Below are 24,399 nucleotides of genomic sequence, written 5' to 3' on the forward strand. Positions count from 1 at the left end.
GCTGCCGTCAGCCCGCCTTCATCCCAACGATCTCGAACGCCTTACCGTTCACGCTGGCCTCGTCGCCGACGCCCTTTCCGAACAGCGCCAATGCCATCGGCGAGACATGGCTGATCGTGCCATGCGCGGCGTCCGCCTCGTCCTCGCCGACGATCGCCCAGACGTGCTTTTTGCCGTCCTCGCCCTTGAGCGTGACCGTCATGCCGAAGCGGACGACATCCGAATCCGGCTCGGGCACCGAAACCTCGGCCGTCTCGCGGCGTGCCGTCCAGTAGCGCAGGTCGCGCGACACCAGCGCGATGTGCTCGCGGTCGGATTTGCGCTCGGCATCGCCCAGTTCCTCGCGCAGTCTCGCGAGTTCCTTCTCGATCTGTGCAAGGCCCCGTTCGGTAACGAGATTGCGGTGCGGGCTCACCGGCCGTTCGCCGATGTCGGCGATGGCCTCGTTGTCGTCTTCCCGGGTGAATGCTCTGCTCATTCGAGAAACGTATGCCTTCGCCGCACCGCCGACAAGCGCCAACCGCGCGCCTGGCATATATCCTGCGTGGCGAGGGCAAACAGAAGGCTGCGGGCGGAATCTGTGCCGATGTTGAACAGGCGTATCTTTCTGGCGGGCTCGGCCGGCCTCGCGGCGGTGGGCCTTTCCGTGCCGGCGGCCGCGATCTCGCGCGCGCCGGCCGGCATCGAGACTGCATCGTTGCGCGGTGCGATCAGCGCCGGCGAATTCGGCGTCGCGCCCGGCACGCTCGACGACCAGAGCAAGGCTTTTGCAAAACTCCTCGACAAGGCCGCGCAGAGCGAAGCGCCGGTCTTCCTGCCGCCCGGCACCTATGTCGTCTCCAACATCACCTTGCCCCGCCGCGTACGGCTTTCCGGCGTGCCGGGCGCGACAAGGCTGCTTTATGGCGGCGACGGCCATCTGCTGCTGGCCGACGGCGCCGACCACATCGGACTGACCGGCCTAGTGCTCGACGGCGCCAACCGCTGGATCGGCGACTATGCGCAGGGACTCGGCGACTTCCGCCGCGTGGCGCAACTGGTCGTCGACAACTGCCAGATCCTCGGCAGCGGCAGCAACGGGCTGGCGCTGGAGACCGTGTCCGGCCGCATCGAGCGCACGATCATCTCAGGCGCTGCTGAATCCGGTATCTATTCGGTCGAAGCCGGGCGGCTGTCGATCGCCGGCAACACCGTGACCGACTGCGCCAATGGCGGCATCCTGGTGCATCGCTGGCAGCCGGCCGACGATTTCACCATGGTCACCAACAACCGCGTCGAGCGCATCGCCGCGCGCAAGGGCGGCACCGGCCCCTACGGCAACGGCATCAACGCCTTCCGCGCCGATAAGGTGATGATCGCCAACAACATGATCGCCGACTGCGCCTTCTCGGCGATCCGCGCCAACAGCGCCAGCGACGTGCAGATCCTCAACAACAACTGCGCGCGCAGCGGCGAGACCGCGATCTACTCGGAGTTCGCCTTCCAGGGCGCGATCGTCAGCGCCAACATCGTCGACGGAGCCGCCAACGGCATCGCCATCGTCAACTTCGACCAGGGCGGTCGGCTGGCCGTGTGCAGTGGCAACCTCGTGCGCAATATCTCCAACACCGGCCCCTATACACACGACCGCCCGATCTTCGGCGTCGGCATCACCGTCGAGGCCGACACGACGCTCACCGGCAACGTCGTCGAGGACAGCGCCCGCTACGGCATGCAGCTCGGCTGGGGGCCATACCTGCGCAACGTGTCCGCCACCGGCAACATCATCCGCAAGGCTCAGGTCGGCATCGCGGTAACCGTCGTCGAGGGCGCCGGACCGGCTGTCATCACCGACAACATCATAGAGGCGGCGTCCGAAGGTGCGGTCGTCGGCTTCCGCTGGACCAAAACCGCCACCGGCGACCTGGCTGCGCCGGGGGCTTCTGCCTACAGTCACCTCACGGTCGAGCGCAATCAAGTCCGCTGAGACGAAAAACAAGCCTGTCGCGTCGTTTTGGTAGCGCGAAGGCCGATTTTCGGGCCTTGAGTGAAGCGATTCAGCGCATTTGATTCTGGAAATACGCATATCATATTGATCTGGCGCGATATTCCGGGCTTCACGCACATCCGGAACCAGCGGACAGGCGATATTCCTCCGGCGGTCGAACGGCCGCTCCGATCACTCGCCATGTAAGAATTTTTACAAGAAAATCAATGCCCTGGGCCAGCATTCTCGATCGCTTGAAACCAAGCCTCATGCCAGCAGCGCTTCCGCTGGCCGCGCGACACCGACTTCCACCCCCCTGCGGTTGAGGATCGGCGTCCGCGCCATGCCGGAAAGCCGTTTCGAAAGCGCTTCGTCGCCTTCGAGCAGCCGTCCCAAAACGGAGGCGACCATCACCTCGGCCGCCCTTTCTCCCCCGTCGCCGGCCTTCAGCGCGATGCCGAAACCCAGTTCCGGCACCCCGGCGCAATAGACTCCCTCCGCCCCGATCTTGACGAAGATGCGCCCGGGGGCCGTCTGCATAAGCCGTGTGTCGGCGCGTCCGGTGCCCGCGACGTAGAACGGTTCGGCCATGCAGGCGGCGGTCAGGCGCCTGGCAGCGGCCGCCCGCGACGGCGAAAAACCCTGCCCCGTCAACATCTTGGCAAAACCGACCGCGAGATTTTTCAACGGCACGGCATAAGTCGGTATCGAGCAGCCGTCGATGCCGCTGTTCGCCTGTTCATGCGCCGCCCCGGTCACGCCCTGCATCGCGTCGCGCACCATCTCCTGCGACCGATGGCCGGCCGCGACATAGCCGCGATGCCCGATGCCGAGATGCCGGCATGTGCATAAAAAACCGGAGTGTTTTCCCGAACAGTTGTTGTGCAGGTCATTCGGGGCGCCCCCTGCCCGCGCCAGCGCCAAAGTCGAGTCCTGATGGCTGGGCCAGTGGCTTCCGCACTCCAAGGCGCCCCCGTCCAGGCCCGCCCTGGCCAGCATCGCCGCTGCCAGATCCACATGCACCGGCTCGCCGCCATGCGAGGCGCAGGCCAGTGCCAACTCCTTGTTTCCAAAGCCATAAGCGTCCGCGGCGCCGCTCTCGACCAGCGGCAGGGCCTGGATCGCCTTGACCGCCGAACGCGGGAAAACCGGCTGCTCGACGTCACCGATTTCCAGCACGGATCGTCCCGCAGCGTCGAAAACCGCGACCGCGCCGCGATGCGCGCTCTCGACGATCCCGCCACGCAGCACTTCCACCAGCACCGGATTGGTCACGATCTTCTCTTCCCGTTGATTTCGCTCGGCAAAAGGCGCTTCCTATTGATCGAAGGCGTCGTGCAATATCTCGCGCAAGCTATGCGGGGCGCTGCCGTCGGGTGCGTCCCTGAACCTGATGTTGTCGATGCGGACATCGCCCCCGGACGAAACCAGGATCAGCGTATCTGTCCAGCCGGCATCCGGACTCTGCTTGAAGGAATAGCCGACCGGAACCTCGGTGCGACCTGCCCCCTCGTCCGGCTTGCCCGGCTCGCAAGCGTCTGGAATATCGGGAAAACTCTGGTAGGGGATGCCATCGCCGAAAGGCGGCTTCTCGTCCGGCGTCGCCTCGGCGATGATCCTGTTGCGTTGCTCCGCGTCGGTGATCACCGCCTGCAGCGAAAGCGTCAGCAGCGGCTTCACGGCTTCCGCATTGCCTGCGATCCGCGTCTTGCAAAATGCCGCGGCAAGCTCGGCAGCCCCGCCAGCAGCCCACGAGCCGGATGGGGCCACGGCGGACAGCGATGCGGAAAACATCAGCCCGATCAGAGGCTTGAGCAGTTTTCTCCTAGCTATTGTCATTCCGCCCGCCACCTGGATTGCCGCAGGCCTCGGATCGCGCGCGCGTCGGCCCCGGCAGCGGCTTCTATCTGATCCGGTCGAGGATCGAAACGTAATTCGCTACCGCAGCGCCACCCATGTTGAAGATGCCGCCGAGCTTCGCATCCTTCACCTGGATGCCGCCCGCCTCGCCCGCGAGCTGCATGGCGGTCAGCACGTGCATGGAAACGCCCGTTGCGCCGATCGGATGGCCCTTGGCCTTCAAGCCACCGGACGGGTTGACCGGCAGGCGGCCCCCCTTCTCGGTCTGCCCTTCGGCAACGATTGCCGCGCCCTGCCCGCGCGGCGCCAGCCCCATCGCCTCGTATTCGATCAGTTCGGCGATGGTGAAGCAATCATGCGTCTCGACGAAGGACAAGTCGTCGAGCGTGACGCCAGCCGCCTTCAGCGCCCGCGCCCAGGCGTGCTCGCAGCCTTCAAACAGAAGGATGTCGCGCTTCGACATTGGCAGGAAATCCTGGACATGCTCGTTCGCCCGGAAGGCGACGGCGCGGCGCATCGACAGCGCAGTGGTGGCATCGGTCAGCACGAGTGCTGCCGCGCCGTCGGACACCAGCGAGCAGTCGGTGCGCTTCAGCGGGCCGGCGACTAAGGGGTTCTTGTCGCTTTCCTGGCGGCAGAAATCATAGCCGAAATCCCTGCGCATATGCGCGTACGGATTGTCGACGCCGTTCCTGTGGTTCTTGGCAGCTATCGCGGCAAGCGCGTCGGACTGGTCGCCATGGCGCTGGAAATAGGCTGCGGCGATCTTGCCGAACTGGCCGGCGAACCCGGCCGGGATATCCCCCTCCTCCGGGATGTAGGACGCACGGATGAGGTTCTGCTGGACCTGCGGGCCGGGCGTCGTCGTCATCTGCTCTGCACCGACGACCAGCACGAACTTGGCAGCCCCGGCATCGATGGCGCGGATGCCCTGCCGCACCGCCGCCGAGCCCGTGGCGCAGGCGTTCTCGACACGCGTTGCCGGCTTGAAGCGCAGGCGGTCATCGGCCTGCAGGACGAGGCTGGCGGTAAAATCCTGCGCCGAGAAGCCGGCGTTGAAATGGCCGAGCACGATCTCGCCGACGTCATCCGGGCCGATGCCTGCATGCTCCATGGCTTCGACCGCAGCCTTCACGATCAGGCTCTCGAGCGTCTCGCCCTCAAGCTTGCCGAAGCGCGAATGCGCCCAACCGACGATGCATGCGGTCATATCTGCCTCCTTGATCCCTGCACTTTGCGCTGAAAGCAAGGTGAATCCAACGCCACCAACTCTGTTCACGAATGAACCTTTTCGGGCCTTGAGTAAAGCCGTTGGACCGTAGACATCAAGGTAGGACGCGCCACCACCGCGAGCCATGGGCCGAAGCGAAGAATTTTTGTTGATTGACGGGTCAATAAAAAATAATCCTTTCCCTTGGAGGGATATCGATGCCCAAGATCGGAATGGAACCCATGCGCCGCCGGGCGCTGATCGACGCGGCGATATCGGCCATCGGCGACCGCGGCTCGCTCGACGTCACCATGTCGGATATCGCCGGCCGCGCCGGCGTCTCATCCGCGCTGGCCCATCATTATTTCGGCGCCAAGCAGGACCTGCTCGAAGCCACGATGCGGCATCTGCTCGCCGATCTCGGCCGCGACATGATCGTCGCGCTTCGTCGGGCAACGACACCGCGCGAGCGCATATCGGCCGTCATCCGCGTCAACTTCTCGGTCGGCCAGTTCCGGCAGGAAACGGTCCAGGCCTGGCTTGCCTTCTACGTAGAGGCGCAACGATCCACGCCCTTGCGCCGCCTGCTCAGGGTCTACAGCCGCCGGCTTTACTCCAATCTGATGAGCGGTCTGCTGCCGCTTTTCGAACGCGCGGAAGCCGAACGTGTCGCCGAGGCCACCGCCGCCATGATCGACGGCCTCTACATCCGCCGCGCGCTTCGCGACGGCCTGCCACACCCGTTCAGCGCGGCTGCACTCGTCGAGGATTATGTCGAGACCAAACTCGGCCGGCATGGATCTGCGCAGGGGAGAGCGTGCAGGAAGCAGGTAAACACTTTTCAGCGGGAGAAATGAGATGATCACGGTCTGGGGCCGGGCAACCTCCGGTAACACACAAATGGTCGTCTGGGCACTGAACGAGATCGGCCTGCCCTACGAGCGGCTGGATTTCGGCGGCGCCTTCGGCAGGACCGACACGCCCGAGTACTTCGCCATGAACCCCAACCGGCTGGTGCCGGTGCTGCGCGACGGCGACGGACCGTTCCTGTGGGAGAGCGCGGCGATCGTACGTTATCTCGCCGCCAGCTATGGCGACGGGCAGTTCTGGCCGGTCTCTCCGGCGGCACGCGCGCCGCAAGACAAATGGGCCGAGTGGATCAAGACATCGTTCGGGCCAGCGCTGCAGACCGGCCTGTTCTGGCCGCTGGTCGGCACACTTCCGTCCAGGCGCGATCTGCCTGCGATCGAGGCTGCCGAGAAACGGATGAAGCCGCTTGCCCAGATGTTCGACGCACGCATGGCCGACAGCGCCTATATCGGCGGCGATGACGTCTCTTTCGCCGACATGATCACCGGCACCCTGCTCTACCGCTACTTCACACTGGATTTCGACCGCGCCGACACGCCGAACCTGCGCGCCTATTACGACCGGCTTTGCCAGCGGCCGGCTTATGCAGGGCACGTCATGGTCTCCTACGAAAGCCTGAGAGCAAAAGAATGATCCCCGATCTCAACCATCTCAAGAAAGCCTATTCCGTAACGTCGCGGGCGACGCAGGTCACGCCGCTGATGGAATCGGCGGCGCTGGCACGGCAGACCGGCGCGGCGCGCGTCTTCCTGAAGCCGGAATCACTGCAATGGGCCGGTTCGTTCAAGGTGCGCGGCGCCTACTGGCGGCTAAAACAGCTTTCGCCAGAGGAGGCGAAACGCGGCGTGGTGGCCTACTCTTCCGGCAATTTCGCGCAAGGGCTGGCGGCAGCCGGCGAGGCGCTTGGCATTCCGGTCACCATCGTCATGCCGATCGATGCGCCGGCGGCCAAGCGCGACGCGACCAAGGGTTTTGGCGCGACCGTGGTGCTCACCGACCATGGCGAGCGACCGCGCGAGGAAGTGGCCTCCGCCCGGGCACGCGATATCTCGTCCGAGCAGGGCCTCGCGCTGCTGCATCCGTTCGACGATCCGGAGATCGTCGCCGGACAGGGCGGCGCCGGACTGGAAGCGCTGGACCAACTCGCGGCACGCGAGGCGCAGGCCGACCTCCTGTTTTGCCCTGTCGGTGGCGGCGGGCTGATCGGCGGCGTGTCGCTGGCTTTCCACTATCTCTCGCCGAAGACGGAAATCTACGGTGTCGAGCCCGAAGGTTTCAACGGCATGGGCACGTCGATCAGCCACGGCGAAATCGAGACCATGCCGCTTGTTTCGCCTTCCATCTGCGACGGGCTGATGGCGCGGCGGCCGGGCGTTGCGCCCTTCACGGCCGTGCAGGCCGCCGGCGTGCGCGGCCTGTCGGTCAGCGACGCTGCCGTCCGCGCGGCGATGAAGATCGCCTTCGAGCGCATGAAGCTGGTGCTTGAGCCCTCCGGCGCGGCCTCGCTGGCAGCCCTGCTGTCGGGCGCGGTCGATGTGAAGGGCAAGACCGTCGTGGTGATCGCGAGCGGCGGAAACGTCTCGCTCGCCGACTTCATGAAACAAGTCGGCGATGCTTGAGGCGGACTACGTCATCATCGGCTCCGGTTCCGCCGGCTCGGCCATGGCCTACCGGCTGTCCGAGGACGGCAGGCACAGCGTCATCGTCATCGAGTATGGCGGCACCGACATCGGACCGTTGATCCAGATGCCGTCGGCACTGTCCTTCCCCATGAACATGAGCCTCTACGACTGGGGTTTTTCGAGCGAGCCGGAGCCACACCTCGGCGGCCGCGTGCTGGTCACGCCGCGTGGAAAAGTGCTCGGCGGGTCGTCGTCGATCAACGGCATGGTCTATGTGCGCGGCCACGCCGGCGACTTCGATCATTGGGCCGAAGACGGCGCTGCCGGCTGGGGTTATGCCGACGTGCTTCCCTATTTCAAGCGCATGGAAAACGTTCGCGACGGCGAGGATGGCTGGCGCGGCACGGACGGTCCCCTCTTCGTGCAGCGCGGCAAGCGGTCCAACCCGCTCTATTCGGCCTTCGTGGCGGCAGGCGCCCAAGCGGGCTTCGAACTGACCGAGGACTATAACGGCTCCAAACAGGAAGGGTTCGGAGCGATGGAACAGACCATCCATCGCGGCCGCCGCTGGTCGGCGGCCAACGCCTATCTGCGGCCGGCGCTGAAGCGCAAGAATGTCAGCCTGGTCAAAGGCTTCGCCCGGAAAGTCGTCATCGAGAATCAACGTGCCGTCGGCGTTGAGATCGAGGCGCGCGGCCAGGTCCAGATCGTGCGCGCCAAGCGCGAAGTGATCGTCGCGGCCTCGTCGATCAACTCGCCGAAACTGCTGCTGCTGTCCGGCATCGGGCCTGCCAAACATCTCAAGGCGAACGGCATCGAAGTGATCGCCGACCGGCCTGGCGTCGGTGCGAACCTGCAAGACCATATGGAACTTTATATCCAGCAGGAGGCTACCCAACCGGTCACGCTGCATTCCGTGCTGAACCCGTTCTCCAAGGCGCTGATCGGCGCGGAGTGGCTGTTCTTCAAGACCGGGCTCGGCGCCACCAACCATTTCGAGGCAGCTGCCTTCGTCCGCTCGAAAGCAGGAATCGACTATCCCGACATCCAGTTCCACTTCCTGCCGGCGGCCGTGCGCTATGACGGCAAGGCGGCTGCGAAGTCGCATGGTTTCCAGGCGCATGTCGGGCCGATGCGGTCGAAATCTCGCGGCAGCGTCACCCTGCGCTCGCCGGACCCGTGGGCCAAGCCGGAGATCCGCTTCAACTACATGTCGCATCCCGACGACTGGGCGGAATTCCGGCATTGCATCCGGCTCACGCGCGAGATCTTTGCGCAGCCCGCCTTCGACGCCTATCGCGGCCGCGAGATATCGCCCGGATCGGATGTTCAGAGCGATGACCAACTCGATGCCTTCATCCGCGAGCACGCCGAGAGCGCATTCCATCCCTGCGGCACCTGCCGCATGGGTTGGAAAAACGATGCGATGAGCGTGGTCGATCCTGAATGCCGCGTGATCGGCATCGAAGGGCTGCGCGTTGCCGACTCCTCGATTTTTCCGCGCGTCACCAACGGTAATCTCAACGCGCCGTCGATCATGACCGGCGAGAAGGCTGCCGATCACATTCTTGGCAGACCGATCCTGCCGCCATCCAACCTGGAACCGTGGATCAACCCGCGCTGGCGGGAGAGCGACCGGTGATGGACGCCGCTGGCGCTGACTTCCGATTGCAGCTACAGCACAATTGAATCCGAAAGGCCCACGATGCCTCAAAACAGACTCTACCTCATCATCGGTGCGCTGGTCGTCATCGTCATCGCGCTCGGCATCTATGTTTGGCGGGAAGAGAGCAAGCCGGACGGTGTCGAGATAAAGCTCGACGAGAACGGCGTTTCCATCCAGCAGAATTGATCCGGTCGGAGATCGTCGTGAAAGCCCAGCCGAAAGCCTCGCATTACATCAACGGCAGCTATGTCGAGGACGAGCAGGGCCGTGAACTGCCCGTCATCTACCCCGCTACCGGCGAGACCATCGCCACGCTGCATGCGGCAACGCCGAACACGGTGGAACTCGCCGTCGAGGCCGCGCGAGCAGCCCAGCCGGCTTGGGCGCGGCTGAAGCCGGTGGAGCGCGGGCGCGTGCTGCGCCGCGCCGCCGACATATTGCGCGCCCGCAATGCCGAATTGGCGCGGCTGGAGACGCTAAACACCGGCAAGGCGATCCAGGAAACGCTGGTGGCCGACTCGGCCTCCGCAGCGGATGCGCTGGAATATTTCGGCGGCGCTGTCGCAGCCTTCGGCGGCGAATATGTCGACCTCGGTGGCCCGTTCGCCTACACACGGCGCGAGGCGTTGGGCGTCTGCGCCGGCATCGGCGCATGGAACTATCCGATCCAGGTGGCCGGCTGGAAATCCGCCCCGGCGCTGGCCATGGGCAACGCGATGGTGTTCAAGCCCTCGGAAAACACGCCCCTGACGGCGCTGGCGCTGGCCGAGATCTATTCGGAGGCGGGCCTGCCGGACGGCATCTTCAACGTCGTCCAGGGTTTTGGCGATGTCGGCGCGGCCCTTGCCGGGCATGAGGCGATCGCCAAGATTTCGATGACGGGCTCGGTCCCGACCGGCCGAAAAGTGCTGGCGCTGGCTGGCTCGCTGATGAAGCACGCGACCATGGAACTCGGCGGAAAATCGCCGCTCATCGTCTTCGACGACGCCGATCTCGAAAACGCAGTCGGCGGCGCCATGCTCGGCAATTTCTATTCGACCGGCCAGGTCTGCTCCAACGGCACGCGTGTCTTCGTGCAGAAAGGGCTGCACGACCGGTTCGTTGAACGGCTGGTCGAGCGCACCAAGAAGATTCGCATCGGAGACCCGCTCGACCCAGAAACCCAGATGGGGCCGCTGATCAGCAAGGCCCAGCACGACAAGGTTTTAGGCTACATCGACATCGGACGGGATGAAGGCGCCACGTTCAGCCATGGCGGCGGCGTGCCTTCGCTGCAAGGTTTCGAGGGAGGCTTCTTTGTCGAGCCTACGGTCTTCACTGGCGTGACCGACCGCATGCGGATAGCACGCGAGGAGATTTTCGGACCGGTGATGTCGGTCCTGTCGTTCGACGACGAAGACGAGGTCGTGGCCCGCGCCAACGACACCGAGTTCGGCCTTGCCGCCGGCGTGTTCACGCGCGACCTGCCGCGCGCGCATCGGGTGATCGCTGAGCTCCAGGCCGGCACCTGCTGGATCAACGCCTACAATCTGACGCCGGTCGAGATTCCCTTCGGCGGCTACAAGCAGTCGGGCATCGGCCGCGAGAATGCGCTGGACGCACTTCGCCACTACTCGCAGGTTAAGTCGGTCTATGTCGAAACCGGCGACGTCGCCAGCCCCTATTGAGGCTGGTAGCGCACGTCGTTCGGGACGATGGGGTCGCAGGTCTAAACCTGTCTTCGGCCCGGGCGAGCGGTGGTCTCGCGGTCGACGGAACAGGCCGTATGTGCGCACTCTTGCGACCAATTGCATTCACAAGTTGGAAGCCGCCCCGGCATTCAGAAATGGTTGGTCAAAACGCGCGTGAAATCAGTCTGTTAAAACCTTTTGCCGGCTCGTCGGACAGCCCTGTCGATTCCTGCGCAAACCCGCCTTTTCACGCTTGCGGCTTTGTCCTGTGGCGGCTATAAGCCCGCGTCTGGTCACGGAGTGTAGCGCAGTCTGGTAGCGCACGTCGTTCGGGACGACGGGGTCGCAGGTTCAAATCCTGCCACTCCGACCAGTCTAACAAGCGGGTCGGGCTCATGCTCACGGTCTACCCGGTGGATATCCCCAAAGCTGCAACCGTTGTTGCCAAGGATCGGCGTGCTATCAGCCTCTTCGATCTTGCCAATCGATGGCCACCCGTCACATCGCGGGCAGCAGGACAATCCGCCAAGCCGATATCGAGATGTCAGGCACTTCAAAATTCGGCACCAACCTGAAGCCTGCGCCGAGTCATCGTTTTCATGAACTACCCGACAGGCATCCGCGTCGTCGTGCACAACTGTTCCGACCAACGAGTGGCGGCGCCAGTACAGCGACTGCGTTCAACTCCGCGCCGTCCGTTTGCCGGCTTGCGCGGGCGCCGCCTCGTCCGCCTCCATGGCTTTTGATATCTCCGCAACAGACTCCGTCACAGCCAAGGCCTTCGGCTTGACGACACCGTCCTTCTCGGAGGCTCCACCGGCAAAATTAAGTGTAGACCCACCTCCAGTTCGATGAAGTACATGAGATACCCTTGCCAAATTCACGAGAACTGGTTCCATATCCTTTTTCGTCAATTTTATCCACATAAATTGTCTCCCAAACTCCCGCCCGTTATCTTACCCAGAAGAATATTGCCCCATCTGGTATCACTATTTTGTAAGTCCCGTTAACGACAAATACAAGAGCGATTAACGACCCTACAAGGTAAGCGTCCGGTGAGGGCCGCGGTCAGGCTGCTTTCGCCATGACGGTGGATCGGCACCAGTTCCACGGCAGGAGATCGCTCAGCCGGCCCTGCGGCGTATCGGCGATGCGGGCGAGCACGTCGGCGAGCCAGGCCTGCGGGTCGACGTCATTGAGGCGGGCGGTTACGATCAGCGTGTAGATGACGGCAGCGCGATCGGCGCCGCGCTGGGAGCCGGCGAAGAGCCAGGACTTCCTGCCGAGAGCCAGGCCGCGCAGCGCCCGTTCGGCCGCATTGTTCGTCAGGCAGATATGCCCGTCATTGAGGAAGCGCGTGAAGCCTGCCCAGCGCTTGAGCATGTAGTCGATCGCCTGGGCGGCGGGCGCATGGCGCGAGAGTTTGGCCCGTTCGCCGCGCATCCATTCTTTCAGCTGAGCGACGCGCGGCGCGCTCCGCTCCTGGCGCACGGCAAGGCGTTCGGCTGCGGCAAGACCATTGATGTCGCGCTCGATGTCGAACAGGAGATCGATGCGTTTGACGGCCTCGAAGGCGATCGGCGAGATCGGCGGCGCGGTCTTTCCCCGACGGGTATTGGCGGCGATGTCGGCGAGCACGAAGAACTTGCGCCGCGCATGGCTCCAACAGAGCGCCTCCTTCACCGGACCGGGCTTCCGGTCGGGGAGGTAAAGTCCGTTGTAGCCGGCATAGGCATCGGCCTGCAGAATGCCGGCGAACTGCTTCAGGTGTCGCTCGGGATGCTCGCCGGACCGGTCGCGCGAGGCGTAGAACAGTGCCGCCGACGGCGCGGCGCCGCCGAAGGGGCGATCGTCGCGAACATAGACCCAAGCCCGGCCGGTGTCGGTCTTGCCCTTCGCCAGGATTGGCACCGTGGTGTCGTCGCCGTGAAGCCGCTCTGCCGAGAGCACATGCTCCTCGATTAGCGAATGCAGCGGACGCAGCACCGCCGCGCATGTGCCGACCTGATCGGCCAGCGTCGACAGGCTCAGCTCGACGCCTTCGCGGGCGTAACGTTCGCTCTGCCGGTTGAGAGGCTGGTGTTGGCCGAACTTCTCGAACAGCACCATGGCAAGCAGGTTCGGCCCGGCAAAGCCGCGCGGCGTGACATGGAACGGCGCCGGCGGCTGGCTGATCGCCTCGCACTGCCGGCAGGAGAACTTCTCGCGCACCGTCTGGATGACCTTCCACTGGCGCGGGATCACCTCCAGCGTCTCGGTGAGGTCCTCGCCCAGCTTCGACAGCTTGGTCGAGCCGCAGCAGGGGCAGCTCTCGGGTGCGGCGATAATGACGCGTTCGCGCGGCAGATGCTCCGGGAACGGTTTGCGCGATGGGCGCCGGCGCTCAAACGTACGAACCGTCTGTGACTGGAGGGCTGCCTGCTCCGCCGCCAACTCGTCCTCGGTTGCATCCGCCTCCAGATCCTCGAGCTGCAACTCCATCTGCTCGAGCAGCCTGGCCTTGCGCTCCGAACGGCTGCCATAGAGTTCGCGCCTGAGCTTCTCGATCTCCAGCTTCAGCCACCCAATCAGCGCCTCCGTCCCAGAACTGACCGCTGCCGCGCGGGCGGCAAGCGCTTCGGCCTCGACGCGTGCGGCGCGCTCCGCGAGGATCATCGCGTGGGCGGCGGCGAGGTCGGAAGGGAGCGTTTCAGCAGCGGGCACAGGGCGATGGAATCACATCCACCACCATGTGCAAGGCCAAATCGTCAGCCGGTCGCCGTCGGCCGCCAGGTCCTCTGCGGCATGCGCCAGTCGATGCCTTCGAGCAGATAGCCGAGCTGTGCCGGCGTGATGGTGATCACACCGTCGGCCGGTGACGGCCAGATGAAGCGGCCGCGCTCGAGCTTCTTTGAGAACAGGCAGGCGCCCTGGCCGTCGTGCCACAGAACCTTGATCAGATCGCCGCGGCGGCCGCGGAAGACGAACAGGTGACCGTTGTGCGGATCGCGCTTCAGCGTCTCCTGCACCACCAGGGCCAGGCCCGGAAAGCCCTTCCGCATGTCGGTGTGGCCGGTCGCCAGCCACACCCGCACGCCGTTCGGAACCGGGATCATCGCGACCCGAGCGCGTCCAGCACGCGCCGTAGCGCCTCGACATCCACGTCGCGATCGACGCGGACGCAACGCCCGCCGCCAAGTTCGATCTCGATGATGCCGCTCTTGCGGCGACGTCGGCCGGGAGACGCCGATGGCGCCGGCGCCTCAACGGCTGGCAGCGCAACAGCAGGAGCGATCTCGACCGGGACCAATTGCGATGAACCGGCATCGACCCGATCGCACAGGTCCTTGCGCCATCGAAAGAGCTGGCTGACGTGAATGCCCGCCGATCGTGCAACTTCCGACACCGACACGTCGGGCTCGAACGACGCCGCGACCAGGCGTTCCTTCTCCTCACGTGACCACCGCCGGCGCCTCTCAACCGACGTGATCACCTCCACCCGCGGCATCGTCATAGGGCTACTCCTAGGATTACCCCTAGGACTTCTGACGTTCGCCCTCAGCCTACAAGGCGGCTCTCACCGCAGGGATACCCTACAAGTGATGCGGGCCGTAGTCATCAGCCCACCCAGATTGCAAGCAATCGACACGGCCGCGTCCCACGGCGTGAAGGCGAACCTGCTTCGCCACAATAGTTTCCGCTCGATCGGCAAACGCAGCGCATATGCGGGACCGCTGTCGCCGACTGGATCGCCTCTCGGCCAGCCGACAAGCAGCGTCAGCGGTTCTGCCTAGCTCCGCCCGACCATTCCTGGCGGGACAAGGGCAGGCGCGCGGTCTCCTTCGGAGACGAAAGCGCAATCAGCGTCTCGGTGCGCTGTACGCCGGGAACGGCCTTGACGATGGAGTTCAGGAATGCCTCCAGGTCGCGCGTCGTGTGCGTCCGCACCTTGAGCAGGTAGTTCCATGCCCCCGTGACGTGATGGCATTCGAGGATCGCCGTCTCGTTGGCGACGCGGGCAAGAAAAACCTCCTCGGTCCCGGGATCGTTCCAACCGACGAACACGAAGGCAAGCAGATCGAGCCGCAACGCCGGCGCGGAGAGCGTCGCATGCACGCCCTCTATCACCCCGCGCTCATGCAGTTTCTTCACGCGCTCGTTCACCGAGGAAACCGCCAGCCCCACCGCCTTGCCGAGTTCGGCGTAGGAGGTCCGGCCGTTCTCCTGAAGGAGCGCGAGGATAATCCTGTCGGTGTCGTCCAGATCGTTCATGCCTTCGTCCCTGCTCCCAACCTGCCCGCCAGTCAATCGGGGAACTATGCAAGAATCGGACAGACTTTGGACCGCAGCGAACTTTATCCGGAATATTTGTTCCAACGCCATAATTTTTACGATAAATTCGATTTATTGTACGATTCCTTCTGGATTTTGTCGGAATCGTTCTCTATATCGCCACCCGAACGCGGCGCGCATTCCGCAACGTAAAGCATGTGGGCCGCACAACCCTACATCTCGGAAGGGCACTCCCGTGGCAACGATCACATACAAGCACGAACAAATTCTCGTACCCGTCGTTCTCAGCGACGCCTACACCGCGAACATCCAGGGCTCGCCCTCGATCGCAGTGCTGAAGGACGGCACGCTGGTGACGACGTTCAACCATTTCGGCACGACGCAGCTTGCCATGACGGCCTACAAAGCTGGCACGAATCCAAGCAATTCGACGCCGCTATTCGAATTTGGCCCGGTGAACTCGACCACCACGGGAGACCAGTTCAACAGCCAGACTGTCGGTCTAGCCGGCGGCGGCTTCGTCACGATCTTCAACGATATGAGCTCCGGTGAGAACCAGGTCCGCTACCGTATCTTTGACAGCAATGGCGTCGCACTCGGACCCGATGCGGTCGTCTTCGAAGGCTTCACGACCACCGGAATGGGCGGTGTGGCCGCGCTGAAGGACGGCGGCTTCGTCATCACTTTCGAGCCCAACAACACCGCTGGAGACGACGGAGACGTCGATTTCGCGCGTTTCGACGCCAGCGGCGTTCTGAAGAACGGCTACGCCGTCGACGATCTGCCGCAGAACAATACCACCACACCCTCCGTCGCGGCGCTGGCGAATGGCGGGTTTGCGATCGTCTGGTCCGAACACGACGGCCAGAAGTGGAACACATATGTCAGCCGGTACAGCGACGGCAACTCCTCGCTCACCGGCAAGATCCTGGTAGACGACACCGGTGGCAGCGTCGGCCACAACCCGCAGGTGATCGGCCTGAAGGACGGCGGCTTCGCGGTGGCCTATCTCAACCATGGCGGGGGCGCGAATTTCGACCTGAACATGCGAATCTACAATGAAAACGGCACGGCGCGCACGGCCGCGTTCACGATCAACCAAGTGACCGACGGCATACAGACCGTGCCGTCGCTCGCCTTGCTGGATAACGGTTTCATCGCGGTCACCTGGGAGACCAGCGCGCAGGGCAGCGCGAACGACGATGTGGCCGCTAGAATATACAGCGCCAATGGTGTCGCAATAACAGGTGAGTTCACGATCGCCGCGGGAGCCGTGGCCCAAAATGGCGGCGACGCAGTGGGATTGGCGGGCGGCGTTCTCGCCCATGTCTACAAGACGATGGATCCAAACTTCGACGGCAATGGAAGCGGGATAGCCTATACCGAAACGCTGATCAGCCGCACCACCGTCGGCAACGGCACCGACGAGACGCTGAAGGGCGACGAACTGGTCGACAAAATCTTCGGCGCCGGCGGCAAGGACACGATTACAGCAGGCGGCGGCGACGACATCGTGGAAGGAGGAGTTGGCGGCGACAAGCTGGACGGCGGCGCCGGCCTCAACACGCTGAGCTATGAAAGCTCGCTGGTCGGGGTCGAGATCGACCTTTTGGGCGGCACCGCGAAATACGGCGACGCGGAAGGCGACACCATCGTCTACAGTTCGTTCTTCAAGGTCATCGGCTCTGCAACCGGCGATGACACGCTGTACGGCACCACCGGCAACAACCGGCTGTACGGAGGTGGCGGCAAGGACACGCTGGCCGGAAACGGCGGCCATGACGTGCTGTCGGGCGAGGGCGGCGACGATTTCCTCGTCGCTTCGAAGAGTACGGGCAGCACGTTCGACGGCGGAGATGGCATCGACTGGATCAGCTATGAATCGGAAACGATGGGGATAACGCTCAATCTCGACGGCAGCGCCAATGCCGGCGGCGCCAGCAACGACAAGACCTACGCCGTCGAAAATGCCTTTGGGTCGTTTCACGACGACACGATCACGGGCACCGACGGCGTCGACAACGTGCTCGACGGCAGCGAAGGACTGGACAAGCTCTTCGGTCTCGGTGGCAACGATACGCTGAAGGGCGGGACCGGCAGCGACACGCTCGACGGCGGCAAGGGCACGGACACGCTGCAGGGCGGCCAAGACGACGACACCTTGATCGTCGACACGGCCAGCGACATTGTCTTCGAAGTCGCTGGAGGCGGCACGACCGATCGTGTCATGGCACGGGCGAGCTACACGCTGGCGGCGGATGCCGACATCGAGAAGCTGACGACAACGTCCTCGGCGGGCATGTCGGCGATCGACCTCACCGGCAACAAGCTCGCCCAAGAAATATTCGGCAACGCCGGCGAAAACACGCTGAAGGACGGAGGCGGCGCGGCCGACGTTCTGCGCGGGCTAGGAGGTGACGATACCTATCTCGTCTACAGCGTAGGCACGACCATCGTCGAAAGCGCCGCTCAGGGGGTGCTGGACAAGGTGTTGTCGAACATCGACTATGTGCTGGGCGCGGGCGTTCATGTCGAGCAACTCGCCACCACGAGTGGCGCCGGAACCTCGTGGATAGACCTGACCGGCAACGAGATAGCCCAGACGGTCATCGGGAATGCCGGCTCCAACATCCTCGATGGCAAGGAGGGATCGGATACGTTCAGCGGTCTCAGTGGCATGGACTTCTTCGTTTTCTCGACGGCTCTGGGCGCGACCAATGTAGACACGATCACCGACTTCAGCGTGGGGGCGGACACGATCCGGCTGGAGAACGCGATCTTTGCGGCGCTGACGACGACAGGGACGCTTGCGGCCGACGCCTTCCGCGCCAACACCACCGGTCTGGCGGCCGATGCCGGCGACCGCATCGTCTACGAGTCCGATACCGGAAAGCTGTTTTACGATGCCGACGGCAGTGGAGCCGGCGCCACCGGCATCCAGTTCACGACGGTCACCGACGGGCTGGCGCTCACCAATGCGGATTTCGTGGTGATCTGACACGCAAAGGGGGGGCGGCTGGACGGCTTCTCAAACCAGAGGGCGATCACGCTGGTCACCACGGCGGACCAGTCCGTCCTGCGTCACTGTCACTTCGTCGGTGTTGGCATAACCGCCTTTGCCGGCATCGCCGGCCACTGCGGTATCCTCCACGCCATCGACCGAACTGGCGTCGCCCTCGTCGCCCGTTCGGCGGGGCGGCAGCGGTTTGCCATCAGGCGTCAGCCGCTGGGGTCCAGATCTTCCGGTCATGGCATTTCTCCAGGCACGCCATCGAAACGCGAGGCAAAAGGAAGAGTTGCACCCATCAGAAAAGCAAACGCCCGCGCTTTCGGCGCGGGCGCACTCCGATCCGACGCTGGATCGAGATCAGCAGCGGGCGATGTAGCGACGTCCGTCGCGGCCACGATAGTAGCACTTGCCAGGCTGGTCGGCGACGTTGCCGATCAGCGCGCCCACCGCCGTACCAGCAATGCCGCCAATGATCGCGCCGCCAGCGTCGCCGCTTGCCAAGCCACCGATAAGCGCACCGCTCGCACCGCCGATAACCGCGCCCTTTTCCGTATTCGAGCAGCCCGCAACGCCCGCCACCACGGCCAGCAGGATCAGTATCTTCTTCATGAGTGGAAATCCCTCTCTCAGTTCGACGTGTCTCGTAACGTCCGCCCAAGGGTAACGTTCCCTCGATCCAGCCGCAAGGATCGTCGTCAATCTTGGCTAACCGCCTTGCCGTTACATTGGCGAGGCGCGCGGCATCCGGCGGTTACACAGGCTTCGTAACCTTCAATCATTCCAGATGGATATGCCTTAGGGACCCGGCCTCTTGCCCCAATGCCGGGTCTCATTTTCTTTAACAAGGCCCCTCGTCAGCCTGTCGCCCGGAACAGCGTTTCGTCGACTGCCGCCGCCATCAGGGTGCGGGTGTAATCCTCGCGCGGACGATCGAAAATCGCCTCGGTTTCGCCCTGCTCGACGATCCTGCCTTCCTTCATGACGATGATGTAGTCCGCCATGGCGCGCACCACCGAGAGGTCATGGCTGATGAACAGGTAGGACAGCTGGTGCGACTTCTGCAGATCGCGCAGAAGCTCGACGATCTGCTTCTGCACGGACCGGTCCAGCGCGGAGGTCGGTTCGTCGAGCACCACCACCCGCGGCTTCAGGATCATGGCGCGCGCGATCGCGATGCGCTGGCGCTGGCCGCCCGAGAATTCGTGCGGATAGCGGTTGCGCATGCCCGGATCGAGACCGACCTCCCGCAGCGCCTCGACCGCACGACGGTCGCGCTCCGCCTTCGACAAGCCCGGCTCGTGGACGAGCAAACCCTCGGTGACGATCTGGCCGATCGTCATGCGCGGCGAAAGCGACCCGAACGGGTCCTGGAAGACCAGTTGCAGTTCCCGCCGCAGTGGCCGCATCGCCTCGCGGTCCAGCCGGTCGATGTCCTTCATGCCGAAGCGGATCACGCCCCGGCTCGGCAGCAGGCGCAGCAGCGCCCGGCCGAGCGTCGACTTGCCAGACCCGGATTCGCCGACGATGCCGATCGTCTGCTCCTGGCGGAGCGCGACGGAAATCTTGTCGACGGCACGCAGGATCATCGGATCGCCAGCCAAAAACCCGCCGCCGATCTCGAACGTCACCTCGACGTTGCGTCCCTCCAGGATCACCGGCGCTCCGGCCGCCGGCGGCGCCTTGTGGCCGGTTGGCTCGGCGGCAAGCAGCATCTTCGTGTAATCGTGCTTCGGCGCGGAGAAGATCGCTGTGGTAGCCCCCTCCTCGACCACCTCGCCGTAACGCATGACATAGACCCGGTCAGCCAGCCTGCGCACGATACCGAGATCGTGGGTGATGAAGACGATCGCCATGCCGAACTTGCGCTGAAGCTCGGCAAGCAGCTTGAGGATCTGCGCCTGCACCGTGACATCGAGCGCCGTCGTCGGCTCGTCGGCAATCAGGATGTCGGGATCGTTGGCCAGCGCCATGGCGATCATGACGCGCTGCCGCTGGCCACCGGACATTTCGTAGGGATAGGATTTGAACCGCCGCTTCGGGTCCGGAATATGCACCAGTTCGAGCAGGCGAAGCGCCTCTGCCCTGGCATCCGCCGCGCTGAGCCCGCGATGCCTCCTGATCGGCTCCATCAACTGGCTGCCGATCGAATAGAGCGGGTCGAGCGAGGTCATCGGCTCCTGGAAGATCATGCTGATCTTGCTGCCGCGAACCTTGTTCAATTCGCTCTTCGACAGGCCGAGCAGGTTTCGGCCACGATACTCGACGGCCCCGGTGGCGGCACCGTTCGACGCCAGCAAACTCATCGCCGCCATCATGGTCTGGCTCTTGCCGGAGCCGGATTCGCCCACGATCGCCACCGTCTCGCCGGCGTTGACATGAAGGTTTACGCCTTTGACGGCTTCGACTGCGCCATCCAGCGTGCGGAAGCTGACGCGCAAGTCCCTGACGGCGAGGATTGGAGCTCCTTCTGCCATCTCAGCGGTCCTTCGGATCGAGCGCGTCGCGCAGACCATCGCCGACAAAATTCAGGGCGAACAGCGTCGAAACAAGGAACACCGCTGGAAACAGCAGCAGCCAGTTGGCGGTGCCGATGTTCTTGGCTCCCACGGAGATCAGCACGCCCCAACTGGTCATCGGCTCCTGCACGCCGAGCCCGAGGAAAGACAGAAAACTCTCCAGGATGATCACCTGCGGCACCAACAGCGTCATGTAGATGACCACCACGCCGAGCAGGTTCGGCACGATATGGCGCATGACGATGCCGACACGCGCGACGCCAAGCGCCTCCGCCGCCTGCACATACTCCTGCCTTCTTATCGACAGCGCCTGGCCGCGCACGATGCGCGCCATGTCCAGCCACAGCACCGCGCCGACGGCCAGGAACATCAGCACGAAGTTTCGGCCGAAGAACACAACCAGCATGATGACGAAGAAGATGAAGGGCAACGAATAAAGCACGTCGACGATGCGCATCATGATTTCATCGGCTCGGCCGCCGAGGAAGCCCGCTGTCGCGCCGTAGAGCACGCCGATTACCACCGCCACGACGCCGGCCAGAAGACCGATCGCCAGCGAGACGCGCCCGGCCATCAACGTTCGCGACAGCAGGTCGCGGCCCGTATTGTCGGTGCCGAACAGGAAATATTGCTGCTTGATCGCCGCACTCATGGTCATCGTCAGACCGTCGGCGGACTTCTCTTCCACTTTCGCGTCGTCGAACGTATCGGAACGATCGATATAGCGCGTGTTGCGCTCATCGATCTCGCGCGATGACGTCACCGTCACGAAGATGCGCTCGCCCTCCTGCCGCCAGTCCTTCAGGTCGACGCGCATGCGCTTCAGAACGTCGGTCAGCGCCGTCTCGATCATATCGGCTTTCGGATAGGCGGACAGGCTCGGCGGTATGCGCACGTAGTCGCTGTAGATCGTCGTGTACTGGTGCGGCACGAACCAGGGGCCGGCGATGCAGACGACGGCCATCACGCCAAGGTAAATCAGACTGACCATCGCAGCGCGGTTGGCCTTGAGTCGCGCCCAGGCGTCACCCCAGAAAGAACGGCCGGCAACAGCATTTTCCATCACCGCGTCAGTCATAGCGCACCCGGGGATCGACCACGGCGTAGAGGATGTCGACAATAAGGTTGAACACGATGGTGAAGATGGCGATCACCACGACGGTCCCCATCACCAGCGTATAATCGCGATTGAGGGCCGCATCGACGAAATAGCGGCCGACGCCGGGTATCGAAAAAATCGTCTCGACGATGATGGAGCCGGTGAGCAACGCCGCTGCCGCCGGCCCGGCGTAGGATACGATCGGCAGCAGTGCCCCGCGCAAGGCGTGGCGCACCACGACCGACCACTCCGAAAGACCGAGCGCGCGGGCCGTGCGGATATGATGCGAGCGCAGCGATTCGATCATCGAGCCGCGCATCAGCCGCGCCACGATCGCGATTTGCGGCAACGACAAGGTCAGCACCGGGCCGATCTTGTTCAGCAGCGCGCCGTCGCCCCAGCCGCCGATCGGCAGCAGGCTCCAGGTCAGGCCGAACAGCAGCTGGATCACCGGCGCGATGACGAAGGTCGGGATGGTGCTGCCGGCCGTCGCGGTGGCGATCACCGCGTAGTCGACAACCTTGTTCTGGTTCAGCGCAGCGACGATGCCCAATCCCGACCCGACGATAAGCGCCAGCACCAGGGCGGCGGCGCCGAGCTGGATCGAGATCGGCAGGCCGTTGGCGAAGAGTTCGCCCACGGTAAAATCCGGGAGATTGTAGCTCGGGCCGAAATTGCCATGCAGCAAGTTCTTGAGATAGTTGACATATTGAAGCCAGAGCGGGTCGTTCAACCCGAACTGGGCCTCAAGGTTGGCCTTGATCTCGGGGCTCAGCCCACGCTCCTGGTTGAACGGCCCGCCCGGCGCGACCCTGATCAGGAAGAACGCCAGCGTGACGATGACAAAAAGCGTAGGTATGGCCGTGAGAAGGCGCCTGACGACGTAGATCAGCATGAGCGCAAGACCTCGTTAACAGGCCCGCGAGCCGCTCCACACGCGTGGAGCGGCCATTTTGCGGACAGTCTTATTCAGTCTTGCTGATGAAGCGCGACGGATGGACGTCCATGACGTTGTCGTCGAAGCCCGTGAGCTTCGGCGAAACGATGTCCTTGTAGCTGTAGTAGAGCAGCGGGATTATGGCGACATCGTCGACGACTTGCCGCTCGGCTTCACCCAGAAGCTTCATGCGCTCTTCCGGATTGCCGCCGGCGGCGGCCGCCTTGTCCATCAACTCCTCGAACTTCGGGCTGTTGTAGTTGGAATAGTTGTTGCCGCTGGCTTTCCTGAGGGTGCCCAGAAATGTCTCCGGATCCTGATAATCGGCGATCCAGCCGATACGCGCCACATCGTAGTCGCCCTTCTGCTCCAGATGAGCGTAGTGTGTCTTCGTATCGGTATTGAGCAGCGTCACCTCGATGCCGAGCGGCTTCAACTGCTCCTGGATGGCGACTGCCGTGTTCTTATGGTTCTCCGACGTGTTGTAGCGGATTTCCATCTTCAGCGGCTTGTCGGGACCATAGCCGAGCTTCACGAGAACGGCCTTGGCCTCGTCCTCGCGGTCGATCTGGGATTTGTCGGCATAGCTTGCAATTGCCGCCGTATAGCCAACGGTGCCGGGCGGAACCATCGAATAGCCGGGGAACATAGAATTGTTCCAGACTTTCTCGGCGAGGAAATCGCGGTCGATCGCTTCCGAAATCGCGGTGCGCAGTTCGACATTGTCCCAGGGTGCCTTGTCGGTCTTGATCGCGTAATAATAGCTGCCGAGATAGGGCGCGACGCGGATCTGGTCGCCGAACTTGGCCTTGAGGTCGGGAAGCTGCTCTGTCGGAAGATCGTCGTAGCTGTCCAGTTCGCCTGCCTCGAAGCGCTTCATGGCCGAGGACCGATCCTCGGTCGGGATGAAGTTGACGACATCGATCTTGACGTTGGCGGCATCATAGAATTTCGGGTTCTTGACCATCTTGATGTGATCGTTCGGCACCCATTCGGCAAGCGTGAAGGCGCCGTTCGAAACCAGCTTGCCGGGCTTGATCCAGTCGGCTCCGTCCTTTTCGATCGATGCCTTGTTCACCGGATAGGCCGCCTGGTGCGTCAGCATTTCCAGGAAATAAGGCGTCGGCGCCTTCAGCGTCACTTCCAGCGTATTGGCGTCTACCGCCTTCACGCCCATGTCCTCCGGCTTCGCCTTGCCCGTGTTGACTTCCTCGGCGTTGACGATCGGATAGAGCATCGAGGCATATTCGGCGCCGGTGGCCGGATCCTCGAGGCGGCGGAACGAATAGAGGAAGTCATCGGCGGTCACCGGGCTGCCGTCCGACCAGGTCGCGCCGGCGCGCAGCTTGAACGTATAGGTCTTGCCGTCATCGGAGACCGTCCAGCTTTCGGCGGCGCCGGGGATCAGTTCCGCCTTGGCGTCCTGCATGACGAGACCCATGAACAGGTCGCGCAGCACATGCGCTTCATAGACCGTCGAGGTCTTGTGCGGGTCGACCGATTCCGGTTCCGCCGCGCTGCCGCGGTTGTAGACCACTTCGGCAAAGGCCGGTGCCAGCATCATCCCGCCGGCAGCCGTCAGGCTCACGGTAAATACCGTCGCCTTCAACAGGTTTCGCATCTTCATTTGTCTGATCTCCCACTTGGCCACGGCCCCTCAGCCGCGACAGGCGTCACGTGTTGTGCCGGACAGCGCCGGCA

General features: G+C 63.6%; 22 protein-coding genes and 1 tRNA gene. 9 read left to right on the plus strand and 14 right to left on the minus strand.

Annotated elements, in window-relative coordinates; all coding sequences use genetic code 11:
- Positions 1–7 precede the first annotated feature (7 nt).
- Positions 8–478 (minus strand): transcription elongation factor GreA, encoded by a 471-nt coding sequence (gene greA / locus ACSBOB_RS24020; protein WP_442578576.1) that lies wholly within the window; start codon positions 476–478, stop codon positions 8–10.
- 108 nt (positions 479–586) lie between these two features.
- On the opposite strand from greA, the gene ACSBOB_RS24025 reads away from it, so the two are divergent.
- A complete protein-coding gene (locus ACSBOB_RS24025; protein WP_442578577.1) occupies positions 587–1,966 on the plus strand; it encodes a TIGR03808 family TAT-translocated repetitive protein in 1,380 nt (459 codons plus the stop codon).
- A 267-nt stretch (positions 1,967–2,233) separates the two neighbouring features.
- Here ACSBOB_RS24025 and ACSBOB_RS24030 read toward each other — a convergent pair whose 3' ends face one another.
- From ACSBOB_RS24030 to ACSBOB_RS24040, 3 genes are all read right to left on the minus strand, one after another.
- The gene (locus ACSBOB_RS24030; RefSeq protein ID WP_442578578.1) at positions 2,234–3,241 is read right to left on the minus strand and encodes an asparaginase; all 1,008 of its coding nucleotides are present in this window, start codon (positions 3,239–3,241) and stop codon (positions 2,234–2,236) included.
- A 42-nt stretch (positions 3,242–3,283) separates the two neighbouring features.
- Positions 3,284–3,805, minus strand: a complete 522-nt coding sequence (locus ACSBOB_RS24035) for a hypothetical protein (RefSeq protein WP_442578579.1) — start codon at positions 3,803–3,805, stop codon at positions 3,284–3,286.
- A 64-nt stretch (positions 3,806–3,869) separates the two neighbouring features.
- Positions 3,870–5,036, minus strand: a complete 1,167-nt coding sequence (locus ACSBOB_RS24040; RefSeq protein WP_442578580.1) for an acetyl-CoA acetyltransferase — start codon at positions 5,034–5,036, stop codon at positions 3,870–3,872.
- Between the two features lie 218 nt (positions 5,037–5,254).
- Between ACSBOB_RS24040 and betI the strand changes: the two genes are divergently transcribed.
- The 7 genes from betI (at position 5,255) to ACSBOB_RS24075 (ending at position 11,237) form a co-directional block, all read left to right on the plus strand.
- A complete protein-coding gene (betI, locus tag ACSBOB_RS24045) occupies positions 5,255–5,893 on the plus strand; it encodes a choline-binding transcriptional repressor BetI (RefSeq protein ID WP_442578581.1) in 639 nt (212 codons plus the stop codon).
- A 1-nt stretch (position 5,894) separates the two neighbouring features.
- A complete protein-coding gene (locus tag ACSBOB_RS24050; RefSeq protein WP_442578582.1) occupies positions 5,895–6,539 on the plus strand; it encodes a glutathione S-transferase family protein in 645 nt (214 codons plus the stop codon).
- Positions 6,536–7,525 carry a threonine/serine dehydratase gene (locus tag ACSBOB_RS24055; protein WP_442578583.1) on the plus strand — a complete coding sequence of 330 codons (990 nt, stop codon included), beginning with the start codon at positions 6,536–6,538 and terminating at the stop codon, positions 7,523–7,525. Before ACSBOB_RS24050 ends, ACSBOB_RS24055 begins: the two co-directional genes overlap by 4 nt.
- Complete coding sequence (betA, locus tag ACSBOB_RS24060) at positions 7,518–9,170, plus strand: choline dehydrogenase (RefSeq protein ID WP_442578584.1); 1,653 nt, start codon at positions 7,518–7,520, stop codon at positions 9,168–9,170. The genes ACSBOB_RS24055 and betA overlap by 8 nt, the downstream gene beginning before the upstream one ends.
- A gap of 63 nt (positions 9,171–9,233) precedes the next feature.
- A complete protein-coding gene (locus tag ACSBOB_RS24065; RefSeq protein ID WP_442578585.1) occupies positions 9,234–9,380 on the plus strand; it encodes a hypothetical protein in 147 nt (48 codons plus the stop codon).
- 17 nt (positions 9,381–9,397) lie between these two features.
- On the plus strand, positions 9,398–10,861 hold the full coding sequence (betB, locus tag ACSBOB_RS24070) for a betaine-aldehyde dehydrogenase (RefSeq protein ID WP_442578586.1): 1,464 nt from the start codon (positions 9,398–9,400) through the stop codon (positions 10,859–10,861).
- Between the two features lie 299 nt (positions 10,862–11,160).
- Positions 11,161–11,237: transfer RNA gene (locus tag ACSBOB_RS24075), tRNA-Pro, on the plus strand.
- Between the two features lie 695 nt (positions 11,238–11,932).
- On the opposite strand, the gene tnpC is transcribed toward ACSBOB_RS24075, so the two are convergent.
- The 4 genes from tnpC to ACSBOB_RS24095 all read right to left on the minus strand — a co-directional run bounded on the left by tnpC (position 11,933) and on the right by ACSBOB_RS24095 (position 15,115).
- The gene (gene tnpC / locus ACSBOB_RS24080) at positions 11,933–13,519 is read right to left on the minus strand and encodes an IS66 family transposase (protein WP_442583776.1); all 1,587 of its coding nucleotides are present in this window, start codon (positions 13,517–13,519) and stop codon (positions 11,933–11,935) included.
- 92 nt (positions 13,520–13,611) lie between these two features.
- Positions 13,612–13,959, minus strand: coding sequence for an IS66 family insertion sequence element accessory protein TnpB (gene tnpB / locus ACSBOB_RS24085; protein WP_442577793.1), 348 nt, complete (start codon positions 13,957–13,959; stop codon positions 13,612–13,614).
- Positions 13,956–14,357, minus strand: a complete 402-nt coding sequence (gene tnpA / locus ACSBOB_RS24090; RefSeq protein ID WP_442578587.1) for an IS66-like element accessory protein TnpA — start codon at positions 14,355–14,357, stop codon at positions 13,956–13,958. The genes tnpB and tnpA overlap by 4 nt, the downstream gene beginning before the upstream one ends.
- Before the next feature lie 263 nt (positions 14,358–14,620).
- The gene (locus tag ACSBOB_RS24095) at positions 14,621–15,115 is read right to left on the minus strand and encodes an Lrp/AsnC family transcriptional regulator (protein ID WP_442578588.1); all 495 of its coding nucleotides are present in this window, start codon (positions 15,113–15,115) and stop codon (positions 14,621–14,623) included.
- Between the two features lie 256 nt (positions 15,116–15,371).
- Between ACSBOB_RS24095 and ACSBOB_RS24100 the strand changes: the two genes are divergently transcribed.
- On the plus strand, positions 15,372–18,134 hold the full coding sequence (locus ACSBOB_RS24100; RefSeq protein WP_442578589.1) for a beta strand repeat-containing protein: 2,763 nt from the start codon (positions 15,372–15,374) through the stop codon (positions 18,132–18,134).
- Positions 18,135–18,164: 30 nt separating this feature from the next.
- Here ACSBOB_RS24100 and ACSBOB_RS24105 read toward each other — a convergent pair whose 3' ends face one another.
- The 6 genes from ACSBOB_RS24105 to ACSBOB_RS24130 form a co-directional block, all read right to left on the minus strand.
- Positions 18,165–18,386 (minus strand): hypothetical protein, encoded by a 222-nt coding sequence (locus ACSBOB_RS24105; protein WP_442578590.1) that lies wholly within the window; start codon positions 18,384–18,386, stop codon positions 18,165–18,167.
- A 117-nt stretch (positions 18,387–18,503) separates the two neighbouring features.
- Entirely contained in the window at positions 18,504–18,755 is a 252-nt protein-coding gene (locus tag ACSBOB_RS24110) for a glycine zipper domain-containing protein (RefSeq protein WP_442578591.1), read from the minus strand.
- A 245-nt stretch (positions 18,756–19,000) separates the two neighbouring features.
- Positions 19,001–20,620 (minus strand): ABC transporter ATP-binding protein, encoded by a 1,620-nt coding sequence (locus tag ACSBOB_RS24115; RefSeq protein WP_442578592.1) that lies wholly within the window; start codon positions 20,618–20,620, stop codon positions 19,001–19,003.
- Position 20,621: 1 nt separating this feature from the next.
- Entirely contained in the window at positions 20,622–21,740 is a 1,119-nt protein-coding gene (locus tag ACSBOB_RS24120; RefSeq protein WP_442578593.1) for an ABC transporter permease, read from the minus strand.
- Positions 21,733–22,656, minus strand: a complete 924-nt coding sequence (oppB, locus tag ACSBOB_RS24125) for an oligopeptide ABC transporter permease OppB (protein WP_442578594.1) — start codon at positions 22,654–22,656, stop codon at positions 21,733–21,735. Before oppB ends, ACSBOB_RS24120 begins: the two co-directional genes overlap by 8 nt.
- Positions 22,657–22,726: 70 nt before the next feature.
- Positions 22,727–24,325 carry a peptide ABC transporter substrate-binding protein gene (locus tag ACSBOB_RS24130; RefSeq protein ID WP_442578595.1) on the minus strand — a complete coding sequence of 533 codons (1,599 nt, stop codon included), beginning with the start codon at positions 24,323–24,325 and terminating at the stop codon, positions 22,727–22,729.
- Positions 24,326–24,399 lie beyond the last annotated feature (74 nt).

This window comes from Mesorhizobium sp. KACC 23794, assembly GCF_052180275.1.
Taxonomy (GTDB): Bacteria; Pseudomonadota; Alphaproteobacteria; order Rhizobiales; family Rhizobiaceae; genus Kumtagia.